The 21,917-nt window shown below is 71.1% G+C and carries 11 protein-coding genes; 2 read left to right on the top strand and 9 right to left on the bottom strand.

From position 1 onward, the window contains the following. The 7 genes from AX750_RS14715 to AX750_RS14685 all read right to left on the bottom strand — a co-directional run. Nucleotides 1–14,995: leukotoxin LktA family filamentous adhesin (locus AX750_RS14715; protein WP_066735059.1), on the bottom strand; the 14,995-nt coding region annotated here is incomplete at its 3' end. 2 nt (nt 14,996–14,997) lie between these two features. Next, nucleotides 14,998–15,582: an invasion associated locus B family protein gene (locus AX750_RS14710; RefSeq protein WP_245282403.1), complete on the bottom strand. Its 585-nt coding sequence runs from the start codon at nt 15,580–15,582 to the stop codon at nt 14,998–15,000. A gap of 239 nt (nt 15,583–15,821) precedes the next feature. Beyond that, nucleotides 15,822–16,037, bottom strand: a complete 216-nt coding sequence (locus tag AX750_RS14705) for a hypothetical protein (RefSeq protein WP_066719072.1) — start codon at nt 16,035–16,037, stop codon at nt 15,822–15,824. A 98-nt stretch (nt 16,038–16,135) separates the two neighbouring features. Continuing rightward, nucleotides 16,136–17,068, bottom strand: coding sequence for a hypothetical protein (locus AX750_RS14700; protein WP_066719070.1), 933 nt, complete (start codon nt 17,066–17,068; stop codon nt 16,136–16,138). Nucleotides 17,069–17,145: 77 nt separating this feature from the next. Further along, nucleotides 17,146–17,748, bottom strand: a complete 603-nt coding sequence (locus tag AX750_RS14695; RefSeq protein ID WP_066719067.1) for a TetR/AcrR family transcriptional regulator — start codon at nt 17,746–17,748, stop codon at nt 17,146–17,148. A gap of 109 nt (nt 17,749–17,857) precedes the next feature. Then, the gene (locus AX750_RS14690; protein WP_066719064.1) at nt 17,858–18,646 is read right to left on the bottom strand and encodes an ATP12 family protein; all 789 of its coding nucleotides are present in this window, start codon (nt 18,644–18,646) and stop codon (nt 17,858–17,860) included. Nucleotides 18,647–18,678: 32 nt separating this feature from the next. Next, nucleotides 18,679–19,677, bottom strand: a complete 999-nt coding sequence (locus tag AX750_RS14685) for a P1 family peptidase (protein ID WP_066719057.1) — start codon at nt 19,675–19,677, stop codon at nt 18,679–18,681. Nucleotides 19,678–19,872: 195 nt separating this feature from the next. On the opposite strand from AX750_RS14685, the gene AX750_RS14680 reads away from it, so the two are divergent. Further along, nucleotides 19,873–20,556, top strand: coding sequence for a Spy/CpxP family protein refolding chaperone (locus tag AX750_RS14680; protein WP_066719054.1), 684 nt, complete (start codon nt 19,873–19,875; stop codon nt 20,554–20,556). 70 nt (nt 20,557–20,626) lie between these two features. Here the strand turns inward: AX750_RS14680 and AX750_RS14675 are convergent, their stop codons facing one another. Then, a complete protein-coding gene (locus tag AX750_RS14675) occupies nt 20,627–20,869 on the bottom strand; it encodes a hypothetical protein (protein ID WP_066719051.1) in 243 nt (80 codons plus the stop codon). A 208-nt stretch (nt 20,870–21,077) separates the two neighbouring features. Here AX750_RS14675 and AX750_RS26145 point away from each other — a divergent pair, with 208 nt between their 5' ends. Then, on the top strand, nt 21,078–21,230 hold the full coding sequence (locus AX750_RS26145) for a hypothetical protein (protein WP_156446488.1): 153 nt from the start codon (nt 21,078–21,080) through the stop codon (nt 21,228–21,230). A gap of 30 nt (nt 21,231–21,260) precedes the next feature. Here AX750_RS26145 and AX750_RS14670 read toward each other — a convergent pair whose 3' ends face one another. Continuing rightward, entirely contained in the window at nt 21,261–21,851 is a 591-nt protein-coding gene (locus AX750_RS14670) for an NnrU family protein (RefSeq protein WP_066719044.1), read from the bottom strand. Between the last annotated feature and the right edge of the window lie 66 nt (nt 21,852–21,917).

The raw sequence follows: 21,917 nt of genomic DNA, 5'->3' as shown, positions 1-21,917 counted from the left end.
TGGCGGTGGCGGCGCCGAGGGTGACGGCGCCGCTGGCGTTGAGGGTTGCGTCGGTTCCGGCCAGCAGCGAGGCGATGCCGAGCGTGCCGCTGCTTGTGGTCGCGTTGGCCGTGCGGCCTGCGGTGAGCGAGGTGGTGACCGAAACGGCCGTTGCGGCGTTCAGCGTGGCGTCGCGGCTTGCAACAAGCGTCCCCGCCGTGATGCCGGCGCTGGTGGAGGTGATGGCGAGGTCGCCCGCGGTCGTCGTCGCGCTGGTGATCGTGACAAGCCCCGAGGCGTCCAGCGTGCTGGCGGCGCCCGCCAGCAGCGTGCCGATCGTCAGCGTTCCGTTGGCGGCCGAGAGCGCAGTCGCGCCGGCGCTGGTGGCGGCATCCACGGCCAGCGTGCCGCTCGCCGTCAGCATGATCGATCCCGCATCGGCGGCCAGATTCGTGGCCCGCACCGTCGTCGCGGCCAGGTTCAGATGGCCGTTGAGGCTGCGGGCCGACAGGCTCGGGGCGTCGAGCGCGAGCGGAGCATGGCCGCTGCCGATGTCGCCGCCGGCCAGCAGCGTGACGACGCCGCCGCTCACGCTCGCGTCGAGCAGGGTTCCGGTGTCGCCATTGCCGAGGATCATGCCGGCCGCGGTCAGCGCGATCGAGGCGCCGCCGGCCGGGGCCGCGAGCGTGCTCGCGACCTTGCCGAGGGTGATCGTGCCGGCCGAAGCCAGGGTCACCGCACCGGTGGCGCTGATCTGCGAGCCGGCCGCCATCGCGATCGTGGCGCCGGTCAGGGATACGCCGCCTTGGCTCGAGCGCAGGTTTCCCAGGACCTCGATGGCGCCATCGGCGGTGGCGGCGACACCGGCCGTGGCGGCGAGGTCGCCGAGCCGCAGCGTGCTGGGGGCCTGGCCTGCCGTCGTCGGCGCCGCGAGCCAGGCGCGTCCGCCGATCTGTCCGGTGACGGAGCCGGTCGATGCGGATTGAAGGCCGAGCGCGGCGGAGGCCGAGCCGACATCGCCGCTCGCATCGAGACGGATCGAGGTCGCGGCGATGGCGACGCCCGGCAGATAGCCGAGGATGGAGCCACCGCGCGCCGTGAGCGAGGCGTTGCCGGAGGCGAAGATGCGGCCGATCTCGGCGTTGCCGGCCTGGGCGACCAGGGCCACGTCGCCCGCAGCGGCCGAGGCGGAGACCAGCCGCCCACCGATCTGGTAGGTCAGCGGAGTCGCCGTTGAGCCGATGCCGCCACCGCCCGCGACGAGTACGAGATCGCCTCCCGTCTGGATCTGGACCGGGCTGCGCGGCGTGGTGCCGTCGGCCTGGGTCGCGACCGTGATGGCGAGCGGCGCCTGCAGGTTGACCGTGCCGGTCGCGCTGATCGCACCCAGATTGAGCGTGGCGCCGGCCGAGCGCGGCGTCGTGCTGGAGGGGACATTCGCCGTCGCCTGGACATAGATGTCGCCCTGGGCCGAGGCGTTGAAGGTTCCGGTCGCGTTGATGAAGAGCGGGGCGGTCTGGCTGACATCGACGCGGGCGAGCGTGACGCCATTGGGGACGTTGCCGAGATCGGTGACCTCGACGAGGCTGCCGTCGAGCCGGCGTCCCATGATCTTGACGCTGCCCGGCGTGGTGGCGACCGAGAGCGCCGCGAGCTCGGCGTCGCTGATGGTGCCGTTGCGGATGCTGTCGAGCGAGACCTGCATGTCGGCCGCCAGCGAGCCGATGCTGCCGGCGGTGACGAGCGTCACGTCGCGGCCGACCACCAGCGCGGTGCCGTTGCCGACCGAGCCCGAAGTGGGCTGCAGGGCGGACTGGTTGATCGCCGAGACGAGCTGCCGGTCGGTCCAGACCGCGTCGCCCGCGATGCGGTTCACGATCCCGGAGGCCGCATCGGCATCCGTCGTGCGGAAGCTGTAGTTGCTCTGCAGCGTGGCGGGCTGGAAGCGGGCCTGGGTCGCCCAGCCGGCGCCATAGGCGATCTCGAAGGCCCCCGCATAGGCGGCGTAGCGTCCCGCCGCATAGGTCTTCACCTCCTGGGCGCTGGCGGTACGGCCGAGCGCGGCATCGGCGAAGGCCTGGTAGAGCGGGATTGCGGCGTCGTTCAGGCGGAAGGCGCCGTTGCCGTCGACCGAGCCGTTGCCGATCAGGGCCGAATAGAGCCCGTAAGCCTGCGTCACCTGCCCTTCGAAGGTCGCGATGCTCGCCTGGGCGGCGGTCGCCGCGCCGTCGTTCGCCGTGAGATTCAGGGCGCGCGAGACCTTGGAGAGCTGCTCGGCGCTCAGCGCCTGGGCCGAGGTCTGCCCGGTTGCCGAGACGAGCCGGCCATTGCCGACCTCGATGCGGACGTCGCCGGCGTCGCTGCGGATCTCGCCGACGCGCAGATCGCCCGCGAGCTGCGAGATGCCGACATCGCCGAGCGCCGAGACGTTGACGACGCCGTCGACGAAGCTGCCGTTCGGCAGCTGCGTCGCCATGGCGCGCAGCTTCATCGCCGTGGTCAGTGAACCGACGCCGCCAGTCTCGCTCGACAGGGTGATGTTGCGGCCGATGATGTTGGCGCCCGACTGGGCCGCCGCCTCGAGATTGCCGGTGGCGCGCACCACGACGTCGCCATAGGCGTTGGGATTGCCGTCGGCGCGTAAGGTGGTGATGCGGGCGCCGCCGGTGATGTCGAGATGGATGCCGCCGCTACCGGTCGCCGCCGCGAGGCTGGCGCCGGAAGTCAGCGTCGTCGTGATCGCCTGCGTCGCGGTGCCGATCGCGTCGCGAGCGTTGAGCGTCAGGTCCTTGCTGAGGATCGAGACGTTCGCGGCCTGGGTGATCGCGCCGCCGGTGGCGTTGAGCGTCGTGGAGCCGCTCGGATTGACGACATTGCCCTGGAGCAGCAGCCCGCCATTGGTCTGGATGTTGACGCGCCCCGCGGCATTGCCGGCGAAGCTGATGGCGAAGGGGTTGTCGGCCTTCACCGACGCCGTGACCTGGACGAACGCGCGGGTGGCGTAGTTGTAGTCCCAGACCGCCTGGGAGGCGCCGGGCTGGCCGACGAAGCCGCGGTCGCAATAGTTGGGCGAGCCGAGCTGGCAGCCGCCATAGCTGGCCGAATTGTTGATGAAGTCGAGATGGCCGCCGGTGATCGTCTGGGTCAGGCCGATATTGGTGAGGCTCGTGTTGTTCGTCAGGCGCCCCGAGACGGGGGTCGCGCTGGGCGATTGTGCCGAACGCGACCACCAGTAGCGCGGATCGGCCCCCGGATTGGTGCTGGGCGACTGCGCGTCGACATAGACCCAGGGGTTGCTGGACGTGCCGGAGCTGTAGACCCAGTAGGAGACGACGTCGCGCTGGTTGCGGTTGGCGACCGTCAGGCCGACCCGCTCGAGCAGCGCCTGCTGCGTCCACTCATAGCGCGTGCCGGCGACGGGGGTGTAGCTGGTCGTGTCGCCGGAGACGAAGGCCACCGGAGTGGTGGTGCCGAGCACGGGCTGGGCGCCGTTGTTCGTCTTGTAGACGGCGATGCCCGAGCCCGGCGTATAGGCATAGACCGTCGTGTTCGGCCCCGAGGTGATCAGGCGGTCGACGATCGTGATCTTGCTGACGCTGGCGTTCACGCCTGCCGCGGTGCCGGTGTTGATGCGGCTGGTGACGAGGTCGAGCCCGGAATTGTTGACCAGGCTGACATCGCCGAAGCCGCCATTGACCTTGATGCGGCCGATCGTGTTCGTGCTGATGATCTGACCGTCGAGCAGGACCGAGCCGCCGCCCGAGGAGGCGTTGACGTCGTTCAGAATCAGGCGGTGGTTGACGACGTCGTAGACGACGGGGGCTGCGCCCGGGTTGGCCCAGCCGCCACCGAAGATGCTGGCGAAGCTGGCGGAGGTGGTGCCGGCGTCGAGATAGCCCTGGCGCACCGAACTCAGGATGGTGCCGATGTTCGCGGCGATGGTGCCCGACCAGTTGGTGATGCGCCCGGCCTCGATCGAGGCGTTGATGTTGATCGTGGTCGCCTTGATCGCGACCTGCGCGCCGTAGATCTGCGTGCCGCCGCCCTGCGCCGTCGGGTTGCTCGTCCGATAGGTCGGCACCGTCGGGATGAGGGTCATCCTGATGTCGTTGCCGATATTGTAGCCGGTGGCGCAGTTGTAGCCGGAATCGGCGATGTAGCCGGCGCAGTTGCCGAAGAACTGCAGCGACCAGTTGCGCGTCTGGCCGTCGGCCTGCGTGCCGTAGAGGAAATAGTTGACGTTGGACACGCCGGCCGCTGCGGCCAAGGCATTGGCGGCGGCGTAGATCGCCTCGTTCGGATTGAGCGTCGTGCCCTGACCACCGCCGGGATAGACGATGTAGCTGCCGTATTCGGCCTGCGGCGAGGCGCCGGCATTGTAGAGGCCGTTCGGCCCGTTCGAGGAGACGGCGACGGCGCCGTTGGGCACCGTGACGTTGAACTGCAACGCGTCGATACGTTGGCCCGAGAAGCCGAAGGAGCCGAGCGTGTTGTTGATCGAGACCACGCCGGCGAGGTTGGTGACGTCTCCGGCGATCAGCAGTGCCGGGCCGTTGCCGCTGGCGTCGAGTGCGCCCGCATAGGCGTTGTCGATGGTGATGACCGGCGTCGCATCGGGATTGCTGTTGCGGGTGAGGCCGCCGCTCGCGCCGACGATCTGGCCGCCGGTCGATTCCGGGATGTAGGCGCCGCCGTCCAGCACCAGATAGGCGTTGCTGCGGTTGATCACGGTGATGGAGGGGCCGCCCCGGGCGGTCAGCGTGCCATTGCCGGAGACCGTGCGCCCGCCGACATAGACGTTGCCGCCGGCGGCATAGAGCTGGCTCAGGCGGACGGCCGTGACCGGCGAGCCGCTGACGCCGGAGATCAGCGTGCCCGCGACCGAGGAGTCGTAAAGGGCATTGATGTAGGACACCGCGTTGAAGGCGCCGTTGATGTTCGCCGTCACCGGCGCGCCGCTGACGAAGCGGATGGTCGGCGTGTCGTTGACGCCGCATTGCTGGGTCGCGTTGGTCCCGCAGCCGATTTCGATGCGCTGGGTGTTGTAGATGCCGGCGGTAGCCGTTCCGTTCATCACCAGGGTCGAGGAGGAGGAGGCTCCGGGACTGCTGCTGTCATTCGCGACAGGGATGAAGAAGAGCTGGTAGCCATAGCCCGTGCCGTCGGCATAGGCGTTCAGCAGGCCGTCATAGCCGCCGAGCGTGACGTTCTGCGCGCTCGCGATGCTGGCGCCGGAGGCGACCTCGACCCGGGCATGGTTCTGCAGATCGGTCGAGGCGTCGGCATCCGGCACCGCGATCAGACCGCGCACATAGCCCAGCGCCGTGGCGCGGCCGGTCAGGCTGTTGGTTCTCAGCCCCGATCCGTCGCGGCCGGCGGTGACATTGACGTCGCCGAGGCCGAGCAGCGCCGCATTCGCGCCGATCCCGACGGTGTTGCGGGTCTTCAGGGTCACGTCGGCATCGGCGACGCCCACGCCGGCGACGCCATAGGTGCTGACATAGGCGTTCGTCCGCACATCGGCGGTCGTGTAAGTGCCGATATTGATCACGCCGAAGGAGGTCACCGTGCTGCGCAGCCCGAGCGTGACCTCGTTGTTGACGGTGGCGGTGTAGCGGGAGGCGACGCCTGCGCCCTGCAGCAGGCCGCCGGTCGTCAGCGTCGCGGCGTCGTCGCCGGTGAGTTCGCTCCAGGCCTGGATCAGGATCGGCCCGGGCGCCCCGGTCGGGCTCGTGCCGGCGGCGAGGGCGACATCGTCGGCGAGCACGACGCGCGAGGTGCCGGACAGGGTCGTGGTCGAGGTCGCGCCGGCCCCATTGATGCCGCCGCCGGCGGCGGCGCGCACCGAGTCGCCGAGAGCGAGCTGCTCGAAGCCGTTGCGGCTGGTCAGCGCGATCGCCTGCAGGCAGGAGGTCAGGGCGCAGCCCGCCGTGCCGGGACCCGCGGCGGTCAGCCGGCTGCGGGCGCCCAGCGAGGTCAGGACGGCGATGTTCTCCGCCTTGTTCTCCGCCAGCGCCGCGCTGGCGCCCAGCGCGGCCGCCTGAAGGCTGTCGACGAGGGCGGCATAACGGGTGTCGTGGCTCGCGGCGACCGTGACGAGGCCGGTGTGGATGATGGCGTCAGCGCCGAGCGAGGCGGTGACGGCGGACCGGCTCGAGGTCCGCCCTTCGGCGCCGGAGCCGGCATAGAGGCCGCCACTGCCGGCCTGGGACCGGACGACCTGCGTGTCGCTGCCGGTGGCGGTGACGGCGAGGCTGCCGCTTCCGGCCGCCTCCATCCGCACGCCGTTGCCGAGCGAAGCGGTGGTCGCCGTGTCGGCGTCGGCTTCGGCCAGGACTACGCCAATGGCGGCGGTGCCGCCGGTGATACCGCTGGCGGTCGCGCCCTGGGCCGTGGTGTTGCTGGCCGCAACCGTCACCGTTGCCGCAGGCAGCCGGACATTGTCGCCGACGGAGGCGGTGACCCTGGCCGTGTTGCTGGCCGAGGCCCGCGTGCCGGTCGCGCTGACGTAAAAGGCCCCTGAGGCCGCGAGCGCCGAGGCCGCGGCGGAGAGGCCGCCCCGCGCGAAGCCCGAGGTGGAATCCGAAAGATCGATCGCATCGCCCAGCGCGGTGCCGAAGACGGAGCCGGTGGCACGAACGGAGAGATTGCCCGCCGTGAACTGCGCGAGCGAGGGCAGGCTGGCATTGCCTTCGATGAGCGCCCGCACGAGCGGATCGACCGTCGCGTTGGCGATGGCCGTGCCGACGGCGAGACCGCCGGCCACGGCGACGCCGGTGGCGGAGGCCTTGGCATCGGGCGAGACGTCGGCCCGCACGGCGATCGTGCCGGTCCCGACCTGGGCGCGGGCGCCGGAGCGGATGACGGCCAGGGTGTCGGTGGAGTCGGTCGCGGTCGCTTCCGCGCCGGCTCCGGCCGCCAGCAGGCCGCCGACGCCGGCCACCGCCGCCGCATGGGCGGCGCCGGTGCTGGTAACGCCGATGGTGAGGCCGGTTCCTGTCAGGCTGGCGCCGGCGGCGAGTTCCGACGAGATCGTGCTGGTGACGCTGCTCTTCGCCAGCGAGACGCCGAGCGCGAGCCCGCCCGCCACGGTGGCGCCGAAGGCATCGGAGCGGCCGGTCTGGCTGTTCTCGGCGGTGACGCTCGTCGCGCCGGTCACGGTCAGCGTGCCGCCGAGCCGGGCGGCGACGGTGTTGGACAGGGTGCCCTCGGCGACCGCGGCGCCGGCAGCCGCGCCCAGCGCGCCGGCGCCGGCGCGGGCTTCGACGGCCACGGCGGAGCCCGACCCGTCGGCGGAGCGGGCGGAGAGCGTGATCGAGCCGGTGGTGACGGCGATCTGGTCGAGCGTGGCGGAGACCTTGTCCCCGATCGTGGTGTAGGCGGTGGCGGCGCCGACGCCGGCCGCGCCGCCGGCGCCCACGCCGGTGGCGAGGTTGCTGGTTGTCGTCTGCGACAGGGCGCTTACGGCGACCGAGCCGCTTGCGATGCTGCCGCCGGTGACGGTCGCGGCGGTGCGCGAGTCCGCGGAGTCCAGCAGCGCGCTCGCGCTCTGGGAAGCCGGGGCGACGATGCGGCTGCGATTGGCGGTGAAGAAGCTGTATTGCTGGGCCGCATAGCTGCGGACCTCGGCATCGGTCGCCGTCCGGCCGAGGGCGGTGCTCGCCTCGGCGCGATAGGCGGCGAGGCCGGCGGTGCTCAGCGTCAGCACGCCGTTGGAGACGGTGCCGTTGGCGAGCAGGCGGGCATAGGCGTCATTGGCGGCGCTGCGGATCTGGTCGTCCGTCGCGCTCGGCAGGGTCGCGGTGACGGTGCTGCGATAGGCGGAGACGCCGGCATCGCTCATCAGATAGGCGACGCTGCCGCCGGTGAGGGCGGCATAGCGCTGGGCGGCCCAGCTGCGCACCTGCGCGTCGCTCGGGCTCGCGATGCCGAGCGCGGTCGCGGCGGCCGAGCGCAGGGCGGTCACGCCCGCGCTTCCCAGCGTCAAGGTGCCGTTCGACACCGTGCCGCTGGCCAGCAGCAGATCGAACTCGGCCTGCGCCGCGTCGCGCAGCGCCGCATCGGTCATCGAGGCGCCGGCCGTGCCGCGATAGCTGCGATAGGCGGAAAGGCCGCTGGCGCTGAGCACGAGATCGGCATTGCCGGCGGTGAGCTGGCTGACGCGGGCGAGCGTGCCGTCGCCATTGGCGTTCAGCTCGGCGGCAGCGCCCGCGGGCGTGGCGGTGCCGACCGAGATCACCGCCACCGAGGCGCCGATGCCGGCCGTGCCGCCGACGGCGAGCGTCACCGTGCGGGCATCGACGATGCGCTGGGAGGTGGCGGAGGCCAAGACGGCGTCCGGCGCCGAGAGGGTCGACCCCGTGATGTCCGCCAGCACGCGGCTGTCGAGGCTCGCAATGGTCGCAGCCGCGCCGGCTCCCATCGAGCCGGTGGCGCCGGCGGCGGTGGTCGGCGTGATGCGCGTCGTCTCGTTCGCGCTGACGTCGATGCCCGCGGCGCTGGCGGGGCGCAGCGTCGCGACGACGCCGTAGAGACCGGCGCGGGTCTCGTTCTCGACGTCGATGAAATTGACCATGCCGGCGACGCCGGCAAAGCCGCCGGCCGCGCCGCCGGTCGCCAGCAGCGTGAAATCGTTGCTGCTGCGCGCCGCCACGGCGAGCGCGCCGTTGAGGTTGAGCGTCGTCTGGCCGGCGCCGCCGCCGATGGTGGCGAGCGTCGTATTGCGGCTGGTGCCGACGGTGAAGGCGCTGCCGAGGCCGACACCGCCGCCGGCCGCGACCGTCGCGAAGCCGTAGAAGCCGTTGCGGCTCTCGGCGTTCACCGCGACGCGGCCCGCCGTGACCAGACCCTGATCGAGGGTGGCCGTGGTGGTCGCCGCGAAGCTGTTGACGATGCCAGACGCCGCCGCGCCGCCGAGGCCGACCGCGAAGCCGATCACGGTGCCCGTCGCCGATTGCGAGGCGTTCGCCGCGATGTCGAGGGCGGTGACACCCGGGCGGGTGAAGCCCGGCGTGGTCGTGCCGAGCGTGCTGCCGGTCAGCGCGGCGCGGGTGCTGCGCTGCATGACGGTGTTGGCGTCGGCGCCCGCGGCCGCGACGCCGCCGATCGAGCCGACCGTGATGAAGGTCGCGGCATAGGAATGGCTCGCCGCCTCGATGGCGACGGCGGTCGAATCCGTGCCGGTGAGGCGCGTGTTGACGGCGCTGCCGTCGATCACCGCGGCCGTGCTGCCGCCCAGGACGTTGCGGATCGGGACGATCGCGACGGCGCCCGAAACCGGGAAGATGGCGACGCCGCCGGTCACGGCATTGGCCAGGACCGATTGCTGCGAGGTCGCGACGACGCCCAGGCCGCGGACGCTGCGCGCGGTCATGGCGAGCGAGGGCTGGGCCGCGCTCGGGTCCGTCGCCGTGCTCAGGTCGAAGGCGGTGACGAGCTGGCCGGCCTGGTAGTTCAGCGCGCCCGAACCGCCGGCGCGCGCATCGACCGTGCTGCCGGCGCCGATCGAGGCCGTGCTCGCCCCGCCGATCGTGTTGTTGACGACCGACAAGCCGCCCGCGACGGAGGGCGCGCCCAGCGTGGCGCCGAGCGCGCCGGCCGAGACGGTGATGCGGTCGGTATTGGTCGCGAAGAGCCCGAGATTGTTGCCGGCGATGATGTCGGCGCCCGCCACCGTGGCGGCGACGTCGGTGGCGATGCTGTTGTTGGCGATGGAGCCGGCCAGCCCGACATTGCGCGACATGGCGATGCCGATGGCGAGCGTGTCGATGGTGGCGGTCGAACCGGCCCGCAGGAGGACGTCGCCCGAGGTGCGGATCGTGGCATCGGCGACGGTCGCGTCGGCCTCGTTGGCGATGTCGCTCTCGACGACCGAGAGGCCGATCGCCGCGGTGCCGATGCCAAGGCCGAGCGAGCCGGCGCTGGCGCGGATCGTCGAGGCGACGGTCCCGGTGACGTCCAGCCCCGCGGCGGTGATCGAGGTGCCGCTGCCGGTGATGCCGGCGCGGGCGACATTGCCGATGGACTGAAGCACGACCGAGGCCGTGCCGGCGAAGGCGCCGGTGGCGACGCCGAGACCCACGGCAACGCCGGTGATGGTGGCGCCGTCCTGCGCGCGCAGGGTGACGAGGCCGCCGGCCGTCAGGTCGACCTGATCGATGGTGGCGAGATGCGACTGGGCGATGCGGTTCGCCAGCAGCGAGACGCCGACATTGTTGGTGCCGCCCTGCACTGCGCCCGCGACGGCGAGGATCGCGGCTCCCGTCGGGTTGGCGGTGCCGTTGTTGGCGGCGGAGCCGGTGAAGTCGATCTGGCTGGTGTCGGTGCCGGCGAAGAGCTGGCGGCCGGTGATCAGCGCGTCGAGGGTGGCGTTGCGGCTGCCGTCGGACAGGACCAGCACGTCCCCGCGCGTGGTGATCAGGGCGGGCGTCGCCGTGCTGCCGTCGATCATGGCCCGGATCGTCGGCGTCACCGTGTTGAAGACGAGGGAGCCGGCCAGCCCGTTGCCGCCGAGGCCGGCGCTGATGGCGCTGGAGACGATGCGGCTCGCCCCCGAGGCGGTCACGCTGAGGCTCTGGACGGAGTCCAGCCGCGAGCGCGTCACCCTGGCGCTGACCGCCTCCTCGCCATCGGGGTCGGCGATTTCGGTATAGGTCAAGGCGAGGCCGATGCCGTTCTTCGCGCCGGCATAGGCGGCACCGCCGCCGATGCCGATATCGGTGGTCTGGTAGGCGTTGACCGCCACCGCATTGGCGCCGAGGGCGAAGGAGCCCGCGAGCAGGGTCGAGTCCGAAATGGCGGCCGAGACCCGGTCGGTCACCAGCCCGAGCGAGACCGACATCGCCGCAGCGCCATTGCCGCCCGGCGCTCCGGCGAGACCGAGCCCGACGGCGGTGATCCGCCCGCCCGCAAGCGCCTGGACGCTGGTGTTGCCGATATTGGTCAGCGTCGAGCCGGCGATATGGGCGTCGGTGCTGTTGTCCAGCTTGGCATAGGCGATGGCGCCGGCGAGGGCGGCGGAAGGCGCGCTCGTTCCGGCGAGATTGACTGCGGCCGAGCCCGAGCCGATCTCGATGATGCTGGAGTTCAGCGCCCTGACCGCGGTCGAGAGCGGCTGGAGCCGGTTCTCGATGCGGGCGCCGTCGATCCAGGCCGAGGTGCCCAGTTGAGTGGCGGCCATCGCGGCACTGCCAGCAAGCCCGAGGGAGGGACTGCCGCCGCCCTGTGCCGAGGTTGCCGAGGCCACCTTGGCGAAGAATGGGTCGTCACCCAGGAAATCGATGGCTCCGTCTGAGGTGTAGAAATCGATCGCTGCCGCCGCGACGGAGGCCGCGATCACCCGGCCCGTAGTCGCGGCCTGGACCGTCAGGGAATCGGTGCGGATGAGTCCCAGCGTCGTGCCCGCGCCGCGCAGCCTGCCGTCGGAGAGGTCGCTGGAATTGTCTCCGATGAAGGCGCGGGTCACCGTCGTCGCGTCGAGGCGCGCGACGGAGACGCCGAAGCCGCTACCGCCGGAGTTTGCCCCGGCGAGGGCGCCGCCGAGCGAGAACAGCGAGACGAACTGCTCGGCGCGCAGATCGACGAGATCGGCGGTGATCCGCGCGCGGTTGCTGATCGAGGCGAGGGTCTGGTTGTCCAGCCCCGCCAGCGAGACCATGCCGTTCAGGGCGACGCCGGCGGAACGACCCGAGGAGGTCGCGATCACGAACATCTTGTCCGACGTCGTCGCGGTGACGCCCAGATCTCCGGCAGTGACCGTCGCGCCGTCGGCAATGGCGGCGACCGTGCGGCTGCTGCGGCCGATATCGAGCAGGGTTCCGCCCGCGGCGGACCCCGCGCCGCCGTTGACGCCGCCGGTGAAGCCGAAATTGCCGCCGCCGTCGATGCTGTGGACGGTGGTGTCGGCGGCGACGCTGACGGCCCGGCTCCAGGCCTGCTCGTAACCGTCCGCCAGCGTCGTCTGCCAGGCCCCGCCCAGCGAGGCGGCCGTGATCGTCGCGCCGCTGGCGATGTAGGCCGAGGTCTCGTTGTTGACGCGGAAATAGTCGACCGCGCCGGCCAGGCCCAACTGCGAGGACTGGGAGCTGGCATTGGCGTAGGTCGTCAGGATGTTGTTGACGACGCCGAGATTGCCGTTGAGGTGCGAGATCGCCTCCGACAGCCCGGCCCAGTTCGTCCAGGTGTTCGAGATCGGCATCTCGTTGGTGGCGCCGACGCCGACGCGGAGCCCGCTCACCGTCGCGCCGGGGCCGATAAAGGCAGTCGAATCGTGATTGTAATTGCCGACGGCGATGCCGAAGGAGAGCGAGATCTGTGCCTGGGGATTGGCGGCTGTGGGATCCGTCGAGGTGGAGTTGGTCGAACTGTCTGCGATCAGCCGGACGCCGAAGTCCGACTGGCGGCTGGCGACGGCGACATTGCCGTTGGTGTGGATCGCAGGCGCGGCGCCGCCCGCATCCGCCCCGATGAAGGCCTTGGCGCTGAGGCCGCTGTCGGCGATGGCGATCGCGCTGCCGACCTTGGCCGGGACCGTGCTGCTGCCATTGCTCACCTCGCCGAGGATCTTCGTCAGGAGGTCCGAGACCGTCGAACCGGCCGGGCCGGCGTTGAAGAGAGCGTTGTTGCCGACCGTCGTCGTGGCGCTGGTCGCGTTCTTGGTCGTGTCGGAGACCGCCTGAACGGTGAGGCTGCCGGCCTTGCTGGCGGCGCTGCCGAGCGAGGCCCCGAACTGCGCCTCCGTGGCCGCCTTGTAGTCCGAATAGGCGAAGGCGATGCCGCCGACGCTTCCCGCCGAGGCCATCGCCGTAGCGGAGGTCGAGAAGCTGTTGGTGGTGAGGGCCGAGACGGTGACGTTGGTCGTCGCGCCGGCGGTAATGATCGCGCCGGAATGGACCTTGGCCGCGGTCGTGACGTCGACCGCGCCATAGGCGACGGTCGCCGCCACCAGGCTCTGGCCGGTCGTCAGCGTGAGCGCGGTGACGCCGAGCTTGACGTCGTTCGACGCCCTGACGTCGAGATTTCCCCCGACCGTGATCCGCGCGCCCGAGGCGATGTCGGCCCTCACCTCTCCGGCGATCTCGCCGATCGACACCGCCGCGCCCCAGGGGAAGTTGCCCGAGAGCGTGATGGCCGGGAGCGAAGCCTCCTGCTGGCCGCTGGCGCTCAGCGAGACGTTCCGCGTCGCTTCGATCACGGCGGTCGACGCGATCTCGATCGTCGACGAGATCGTGCTGCCGACATAGGAGCCGTTCAGCCCGAACATCGCGCCGCCGACCGTCTGGGCCGCCAGCGCGACGAGTGTCCCCGCATTCGGGTCGATGAAGGAGGACACGGCGCGGGCATCGGCCGTCATCACGACGTCGCGGCCGGTGATCGTGCCCGAGACCTTGATGCCGGCCTCGGCGGTGGCGGCCCCGGAGAGCAGGGTCTGCGACTGGCTGGCGGTGAGCGTCACATTGCCGGCCGAGAAGGCGCTGCCGGCGCTGACACCCGCGAGCAACTGACCCGCGACCTCGATCTTCGGCGCTTCGAGGGTGATGTTGCCGGAGTTGCCGAGCGATGCATTGGTCGCGGAAAGGGCCCCCGCCTGGCGGTTGAAGTTGCGCGTATCGATGAGGCCGTCGCCCCGGATGGTGATGCTGTTCGTGGCCAGCAGCGACACATCCGTGCCGTTGGTGATCATGTTGGCGCTGCCGCCGGTTCCGATCACGATGTCGGTGGGGTCGATGAAGAGCAGGCCGGCCTTGCCGTTGCGGGCGGAGAGATCGACATCGACCGCGCCCAGCGTCACCGTGTTCTTCGCGCTGAGCTCGAGGAAACCACCGTCGCCGCTGGTGCCGGCCGTGCCGCGGAAGACGGCCCCGTCGGCGACGTCGAGATCGGTGCCGGCGAAGACGATGGCCGAGCCGGCCTTGCCGGCGACGCCGCGCGCGGCGCTGACGTCGACGACCGCGCCGCGGGCGATCGCGATGGCGGCGTCCGACGTGATCGAGACCTTGCCGCCTTCGGCCGTATTGACCGCGGCGGAGCCGGCGCTGAGACGAGGCGAGGGGGCGGCGCCGGTGGCCGTGATCTTCGCCGTGGCGGCGATCGTCGTGCCCTTGCCCGAGCGGATCGCGATGCTGCCGGCGGCGCGGCGGCCCGTCGCGTTGGCGCTGAGGCGGCCGGACACGCTGACCGTGCCGGCGGCCACGATCTCGATCCCGCCGCCCTTGCGCGCGACCATCGCCGCGCCCTGACGCAGGCCCTTGGTGTTGACGCTCTCGGCGAAGGCGGTGCGGTGGCGGCGGCGCCGTTCGCCGAGGTCCTCAGCGGTGGCATTGGAGGTGATCTGGCCGGCGATGCTGACGGAATGGCCGTGCAGCGTGACGCCACGCTTCGCGTTGATCCGGCCGTCGATCGTGATGCGCCCATCGGGCGAAATCGGCACGTCGTTGGCACGCAGCCGCGCGGCCAGCGCCTCGTCGACGACGCCGTTCGGGCTGATGACCCGATCAAGGAACTCGCGGGTCGGCGTGTTGACGGTCAGCCGGCCGGTGTTGATCACGCCGCTCGGCCCGACCGTGAAGCCGGCCGAATCCGAGAAGTAGATGTGCCCGCCGATCTGGCCGTTCTTGTAGGAGTTGAGGATGCCGTTGACGACGACCGGGCCGTCGCGAACGATGTTCACCAGCGCCCCGGTGTTCTGGGGCAGGTGCATGTTCACCGTGGTGCCGGCCGCCTGCTCGAAGCGCGAGAAGGAGTTGTAGCCGGCGCCGGCCGCGATCGTCTGGGTCGTGATCGTGGTGGTCGTGCCGCTGACTGAGACGTTGGTCTGGGTGCGTCCGTCGGGCGTGATGATGTTCTGCGCGAAGGCGGGCGCGTTCCACAAGGCGAGCGCCATCGCCTGGCCGACGAGGCAGCGCTGCCGCCAGGCCGCCAGCACCGGCCCGCGGGGTCGCGCGCGCAGGGCCGGCGGGACGAACCCCGGCTGAGCGCCCCGGGGCTTCGCGAGCGTCTTCGTCCGGCGGCGCGCCATCGTCAGAGCTTCTCGCGCGCCAGCGCATCGAGCGCGGGATCGAGCCCGCGTGTCGAGAGCGGCAGGACGAGGTCGCGGCCGGCGGCATCCCGGAAGACGATCCGACCCGCCTCATTGGCCTTGCGCCAGAGCTTCGCCGCCTCATCGGGCAGGACGGCGTCGGCGAAGCAGCCCGTCGGCAGGCAGCGCCGCCAGGGCAGATCGAGCGGCTGGGCCTCCTTCTCGCCGAACGCGATCTGGACGCTGCTCGGGAAGCTGACGCTGACCGGCATCACGGCCGTGACGCGCAGCGGGTCGCCGGCGGAGAGCCGGCCGATCGCGATCTGCGCCAGCGGAGCCTGTTGCCCCTGAGCCTGCAGCACCTGCGCCACCTCGCAGACGCGCTGGGCGCGGGAGCCCTCGATGCGCTGGCAGCGCAGCGTCCAGTCGCCGAAGCTCGCCGTGGTGACGCTGGGCTCTGAGGGGACCGCAGCCGGCGCGGCACCGTTCGGCGCGGCGGGAGACGGCGCAGCCGGGCCCGCTGGCCGGGACGCGGGGGCTTGCGCGAGCGCCTGCGCCGCCGAAGCGAGGGCGAAAGACGCCGCCAAACCTGCCACCCGCCATGCGGTCGATCGTCCAGCCATACCACCCACCCCCTCGATCGCGACGCGATCCCGTGCCGACACCGGTGGGCCTCTGGTCCGCCCCGACCTTCCTGGCGCCGTTTCGGCGGAAAGAAGCGGGCAAGCGACGTTTTGAAGCCGTTTCGGATCGTTCGAGCGGAAGAAGCTTTCTCAGAGGCGACAGAGCTGTGCAATGCACCGGTCAAAAATGGTCAGCAAATGGTTTACATGCCTGACCTAACGTCATGATTTGCGAGGAACGTGCTCGCCGCGTGGTCGCCCAACAGCCCGACGAGCGGCGCAGCGACGGCGCCGCCCGTGAAGATCGCGGCCGTGAAAACGGCGATGTCGGGCGGGTCAGTTGGGCTCTGGAAGACGGCCGCCAGAGCATTGCCGAGCGCGACCTCGGCCATATCGGCGAAGAGCCCGAGCGTCAGCACCGCGAAGAGGGTCAGCCGAACCTTGCAGGCGGGCAGGGCGTCGAGACGCGCGCCGATCGCGAGGCTCGCCTCCGCGGCCGAGCGCTGTCCCGTCGCGGCTACCAGGCCGGGCGCACGCCCTCGAATTGGGCGGGGGGCGCCGGCATGGCGCGAAGGCCGGAGCCGACGCCCGCTCCGGCAGTGGCCGCATCGAAGGCGGCCGCGATGATCACGAGCTTGGTGGCCTGGACCCGCGCGTAATCCTCGCGGAAGGCGCGCGACAGCCAGAGTGGCGAGCGGCCCGGAACACCGGTCCAGCCGATGGCGCCGAGCGCGATGGCGCCGGCGAGCGTGCGGCCGGCATGGGTGCGCGAGATGTTGAAGGGCTTGGCCAGCGCGGAGACGGAGGTCACGTCGGTGACGGCGCGCTCCTCGAGGTCGGCGGTGGGGTCGGAGCCGGCGATCAGCCGGTCCATCAGGCTGCCGCCCTCGTCGACCGAGGCGAAGACCGCATAGGTCGATGGCGGGTTGCGGATCAGCGGCGAGGCCAGCAGCGCATCGGCCACCACCGGTTCGACGGCGGCGAGCAGCGTGATGCCGCCGGATTGCATGATGGCGGCGCGGCTGCCGCCGTCGAGGCCGTCGATCACAGCCAGATGCAGCCGATACCACTCACACATGCCCCACAGCGTCTCGGGGGCCGGTTCGGCGATGCTCGCGCGCCCCCGGTCCGGGCCGCAGACGCGGATGAGCCCGTAATAAAGCGCTTCGGCGAAGAAGGCGGCGGCGGTGTTGCGGCTCGACAGGCCATGCGCGAGAGCGTTCTCGACGAAGTCGCGCTGGGTCATGCCCGGTTTGCCGCCGAGCATGCCACGGAAATAGGAGGCCAGGGCGGCGTGCGAGATCAGGCAGCGCTGCTGCGACGCGAACTGCGTGACGAGCCGCGGCACGACCTGCTGCGCGCCCAGGAAACCGCCTGCAAGGGCCCTGACGAGCCCGGCGAAGCGCGGATGGGCCAGATAGCCCTCGACCTCGAGTGAACCCCCGTCCATCCGTCCCCCCCGGAACGTCAAACATCACCGCGGGGTCTCGTTGATCACATGGCACAGATCACGGCAATATGTGAATTTCAGCTATGGTTCACGTCGGCGTGAACCGTGCCGTGCAGGATCGCCCGCACCATGGCGGTGTAGCGCTGGTGCAGGCCCTGCGGATCGACCGGCGGCAGGCTCTGATTGGTGCCCCGGGCGCCGTCGGCGAGAAGCTGGGCGAGATCGCGAGGCGTGACGCCGTCGTGAAGCCGCAGAAGGCCAAGGGCCGTCATTTCGCCGATCAAGCCGGCCAGCTCGCCATGGAAGCTCTCGGCCGAGACGATCATCAGGTCGCGGCAGCGACGGAAGGCCTGATCGTTGATCTCGACCGCATGGGGCGATGTCGCCAGACGTCGCCGGTTGTGGCCGTAGCGAGTGTCCAGCGTGACCGCGAAGACGTCCACAGGGTCCTGCGCTGCGTCGAGGGCGGCCCGGCCCGCCGCCATCCCGGCCTCGACGGCGGCGCTGTTGACGCTCTCGATGAGGAAGCGGAACGCCTCCTCCTTGCTGCTGAAATGGTTGTAGAGCGTGCGGCGTGTCAGACCTATGGCATCGGCGAGCGCGGTCATCGTCAGCCCCTCGTAGCCATGGCCTAGAAAGGCCTGTTCGAGCCGCGTCACGAGGTCCGTGCGGGTCACCATTGAAACATCCAGATGCGGTCTGTGAAATGCGCCCCGGCAAGCCGTAGCGTGTCGGCCGCCGAGGGCGCAACCACAAGGGTGCTTCGTCGCCCTGCGGTGCCCGCGGCCGTCAGCCGCGGGTCAGCAGCAGAACGGCGGCATCGTACTCGGCGCGTCGCAGGGCGCGACGCTCGGCCGCTTCCTCATCCTGCCCCCAGATCCCGATCTGGTAGTCCTCGTCGCAATGGGCCGCTTCCCAGACCGCGTCGGCGTCGCGCAGGCCGAAATGCAGGGCCAGCATCAGCAGGGCCGAGCCGGTGAGGGTCATCACGCTGTGGGCGCCGGCGAGTGCGACAGGGGCGGGAATGGTCGCGACGGCGTCTTCGACCGCCTTAAGCGCCGGGGCCGGCTGCGGTGCGAAGACGATGCCTTCTGCGAGGATGAAACGGGCGCCGAGCCGCTGCTCGACATCGCGGCGGATCGGCTCCCAGACCTCGTTCTGGCGGGCGACCAGCGCCTCGGGCTCGCCGGCGCGATAGCAGATCGCGTCGCTGCCGGCATAGCGCACCATCTCGGCTCGCACGGCGTCCTGCTGGTCGGCGACGCCGTCCAGCGCCGAATTGACCAGCCGCGTCAGAGGCATCCGGCCCGGGTCGACGACCTGTTCCTGGGCCTGCCACTCGGCGGCGAGCGCCTCGGCCACGTCGCGCGAGGCGATGGCGAGCGGGTTGCGGGCCGGGGTGCGCGCGGTGCGGCCGTCGAGCGCGACATGGAACAACCCGTCGCGCTCGATGGCGGCTGCGCTCTCGTAGAAGCGCTTCGGCAGGGCGTTGCGCATCGCCTTCTGGGCGGCGGCGACGGGATCGGGCTGGCGCTGGCCGGCGGCGCCGAAGCGGGCGAGGAAATCATCGGTCGACATGGCCGCGCCTCTAGCATGGCGCCGGAGCGCGGTCAGCCTCGGAAACGGTCGCGCCAGGCCGGCAGCGCGCCTGCGAAAGGCAGGGCGGTGGCGGCATGGACGCCGCGCGCCACGGCCCGCGCCAGCACGTCGGCGGCCGTGGCGCAGAGCTCCGTCAGCGCGAAGGCGTCCGAGGGCGCGCCGCTATGGCCGGTCGCGGCGGCGAAGACGACGTCGCCGTCGAGCGCGCCATGGGAGGGCCGCAGCGCCCGCGCCAGCCCGTCATGGGCGGCGAGCGCGAGGCGCTTGCACTGCGCCTTGGTGAGCACGGCGTCGGTCGCGACGAGAGCGATCGTGGTGTTCTGGCCGGCCCCGCCCTTGAAGCGAAGCCCGAGATCCTCCGGCCGGATGCCGGCCGGCCAGCCCAGCCCGCCGAACTCGCCCTCGCGCTCGTAAGGCGCCGCCCAGAAATGCGGGCCGTCGCCGATCGTCGCCGTGCCGACCGCATTGACCGCGACGAGCGCGCCGACGATCTGGCCCGTGGCGGCGCGGGCGCTGGCCGAGCCGAGCCCGCCCTTGAGATTGGCGGTGGTGGCACCAAAGCCGGCGCCGGCCGTGCCGAGCGCGAAATCGGCGCCGGCGTTGGCTGCGGCTTCTGCGCCCAGCCGGCGATAGGGCGCTTCCTCACCGCCCTTGGCCCAGGGCTTGGCGCCGCCAGTGAGCAGGTCGAACAGGATCGCCTGCGGGACGATCGGCACGCGCAGCGGCCCGATCGCGAAGCCGCGGCCCTGGCCCGCCAGATGCGCCATAACCCCGTCGGCCGCCGCCAGACCCCAGGCCGAGCCGCCGGAGAGCACGATCGCATCGACATGCTCGACCGTCATCTCCGGCTCGAGCAGGGCGGTGTCGCGCACGCCGGGCGCCCCGCCGAGGATCGCGACCGAGGCGACCGTCGGGCGCTCGAACATTGCGACGGTGACGCCGGTCGCGGCGTCAGCGTCATGCGCCTGACCGACGAGGAGGCCGCGGACATCGGTGATCAGGTTGCGCATGGGCGGCTCGGAGCAGGGCGGGGCGAAGCATGTGCGGCCGGGGGAACGGCGGGAGGGCGCGCGGCGTTACATTACGATCTCTTCATGCTTGCGCCACCGCAAGGACATCGCGGAGGGCGCAGCTTAGGCCCATCGCGACCCGGCTTCGAGACCCGCTGAGCGAATACCCTTTCGTCGACCTCTGGGAGAATCCTGATGAAACCCTTCGCCCTGATCGCAGCTTCCTCCATCGCGGCCTTGGCAGCGGGCTTCGCCGTCGCGCAGCCGGCTCCGATCCCGCCGGCCGGCGGCGAGCGCGACGGGCCGCGCCAGGAGCGCAGCGAGCGCCCCGATCGTGCCGACCGCTATGAGAGCCGCGAGGAGCGCCGCGCCGAGTGGCGCGAGCAGCGCGCGGAACGCATGCAGGCGCGGCTCAACGAGCGTCTCGCCAAGCTGCGGACGGATATGCGGCTCAAGCCCGAGCAGGTGCCGCTGTTCGAGACGGTCGAGGGCGTCATCAAGAAGCGCGCCGAGGAGCGCCGCTCCGGCTGGTCGGCGATGCGCGAGCAGCGCGAGACCTTCCGCCATGCCGACATCATGGAGCGGCTCGACATGATGTCCGGCCGCGCCAGCGAGCGCGCCGCGCGCTCCAAGGAACTGGCGGACGCCGTGCGCCCGCTCTGGGTGACTCTCAGCGACGAGCAGAAGACGGTGGCGCGCCGTGCGCTCCGCGAGGCCATGGCCGAGGGCCGCGGCCGGATGCGGGCGATGCACGAGCGCATGCATGGCGGCATGGACGACCGGATGGAGGGCCATCGCGGCGGCCGCGGTTATCATGACGGCGAGCGCGGGCCGCGCTGGCGCGAGGAGCGCGGCGACTATGGCGACCGCCGCGGCTGATCCCGCCCGCGAAGCAGAGAACCGGGGCGGCTCGCGACAGCCGCCCCTTTTTCATGGGCCGGCGCGGGGCTCAGGTGCCGACCGAATCGGTGACGCATTTCTTGGTGAAGCTCGTCTTGGCGGCGCCGGCGAGCTTCTTGTCGGCGGCCTGCTTGTCGCAGGCGGCGGTGGCGTCCTTCTCGCATTTGGTCAGGAAGCTGGTCTTGGCGGCGCCGGCCAGCTTCTTGTCGCTGGCCTGGACGGCGCAGCTCTGCGCCTGGGCGAAGCTGGTCATGCAGGTGAGGGCGAGGGCAGCCAGGAGGGTCTTGGTCATCGTCGCTGATTCCCGTTTGTGGGACGCCTAGGGTTACCCCTGCGGCAGACGGCCGCAAGCGGCTTTTCCATGGCTGCCGCCGCAAATCCGCCTCAACCCCTAACGCGCTGGGAACAAAGCCAAAACGGCGATTTACCCTATCCGTTCAACTTCGATTCACGTGTTTCCGTTTACGTTTTGGCAGCAATACCGAAACAAGGGTTGGGCCATGAAGACACCATGGTTGATCTGGGGAATGCGGGGCTTCATCGGCCTCGTCTTCGTCGCGAGCCTCTTCGGCCCCTATGCGCTGTCGATCCTGATCGGCTGCCTGGGGCTCGGCTGCTACTGGTTCCGCGACGAGGTCGGCTCGCATCTGTGAGGCGATGGTCGCGCCCGGCGGCCTGTCGCCTCAGCCGCGGGTGATGACGGGCACGCCGATCAGCAGCGGGTGGAGCCAGAGCGCGAAGACGACATAGAGCGCGAGCCCCGCGACGATCGCGATGACGTCGCGGCGGCCGAAGGCGACATTCGTCATCGCGGCGGCGCGGGCGATCTCCTCCGGACGGCGCTTGACCGAGATGCGCGCCATCACCGCCCAGGCGAGGAAGCCGCCGAACAGCAGCAGGCTGCCGAGATCGCCATTGGCGAGGAGATGGGCGGTGGCCCAGATCTTCACCGCCAGCAGCATCGGGTGCTTGACGCGCGCCAGCAGCCAGGAGGGCCGCCGGCCGACGGCGAGCAGGATGAAGATCGGCAGGTTGAGCAAGAGCGCCAGATGCCGCGTCCAGACCGGCGGCTCCCAGACGACCGTGTAGCCGGCCGCGCGCTGCAGCCCGTAGCCATAGATCAGCAGCCCGAAGCCCAGGATCGAGACGGCCGAATACAGCCCCCGGTAGCCGCCCGCGCCGAACCGCTCGATCAGCCGCGCGCGCCTATCGCGCTTCATCGTGACGGCATGCATGCCGAGGAACAGGACGAGGCCGAGAATCAGGACGAGCATGCGGGAAACGCCTCAGATTGGAGCGGTTCCAACCATGGACTGGCGGGGTGGGGGCTGCAACTGGGT

The sequence above is a fragment of the Methylobacterium sp. CCH7-A2 genome (assembly GCF_001557075.1).
Taxonomy (GTDB): domain Bacteria; phylum Pseudomonadota; class Alphaproteobacteria; order Rhizobiales; family Beijerinckiaceae; genus Allobosea; species Allobosea massiliensis.
This window is presented reverse-complemented; position numbering and strand designations above follow the sequence as displayed.

Coding starts and splice junctions, on each gene's coding strand:
- AX750_RS14695 (WP_066719067.1), bottom strand. CDS start 17,748: ATGGTGACCCGCACGGACCTCGTGACGCGGCTCGAACAGGCCTTTCTA.
- AX750_RS26145 (WP_156446488.1), top strand. CDS start 21,078: ATGAAGACACCATGGTTGATCTGGGGAATGCGGGGCTTCATCGGCCTC.
- AX750_RS14690 (WP_066719064.1), bottom strand. CDS start 18,646: ATGTCGACCGATGATTTCCTCGCCCGCTTCGGCGCCGCCGGCCAGCGC.
- AX750_RS14680 (WP_066719054.1), top strand. CDS start 19,873: ATGAAACCCTTCGCCCTGATCGCAGCTTCCTCCATCGCGGCCTTGGCA.
- AX750_RS14675 (WP_066719051.1), bottom strand. CDS start 20,869: ATGACCAAGACCCTCCTGGCTGCCCTCGCCCTCACCTGCATGACCAGC.
- AX750_RS14700 (WP_066719070.1), bottom strand. CDS start 17,068: ATGGACGGGGGTTCACTCGAGGTCGAGGGCTATCTGGCCCATCCGCGC.
- AX750_RS14670 (WP_066719044.1), bottom strand. CDS start 21,851: ATGCTCGTCCTGATTCTCGGCCTCGTCCTGTTCCTCGGCATGCATGCC.
- AX750_RS14685 (WP_066719057.1), bottom strand. CDS start 19,677: ATGCGCAACCTGATCACCGATGTCCGCGGCCTCCTCGTCGGTCAGGCG.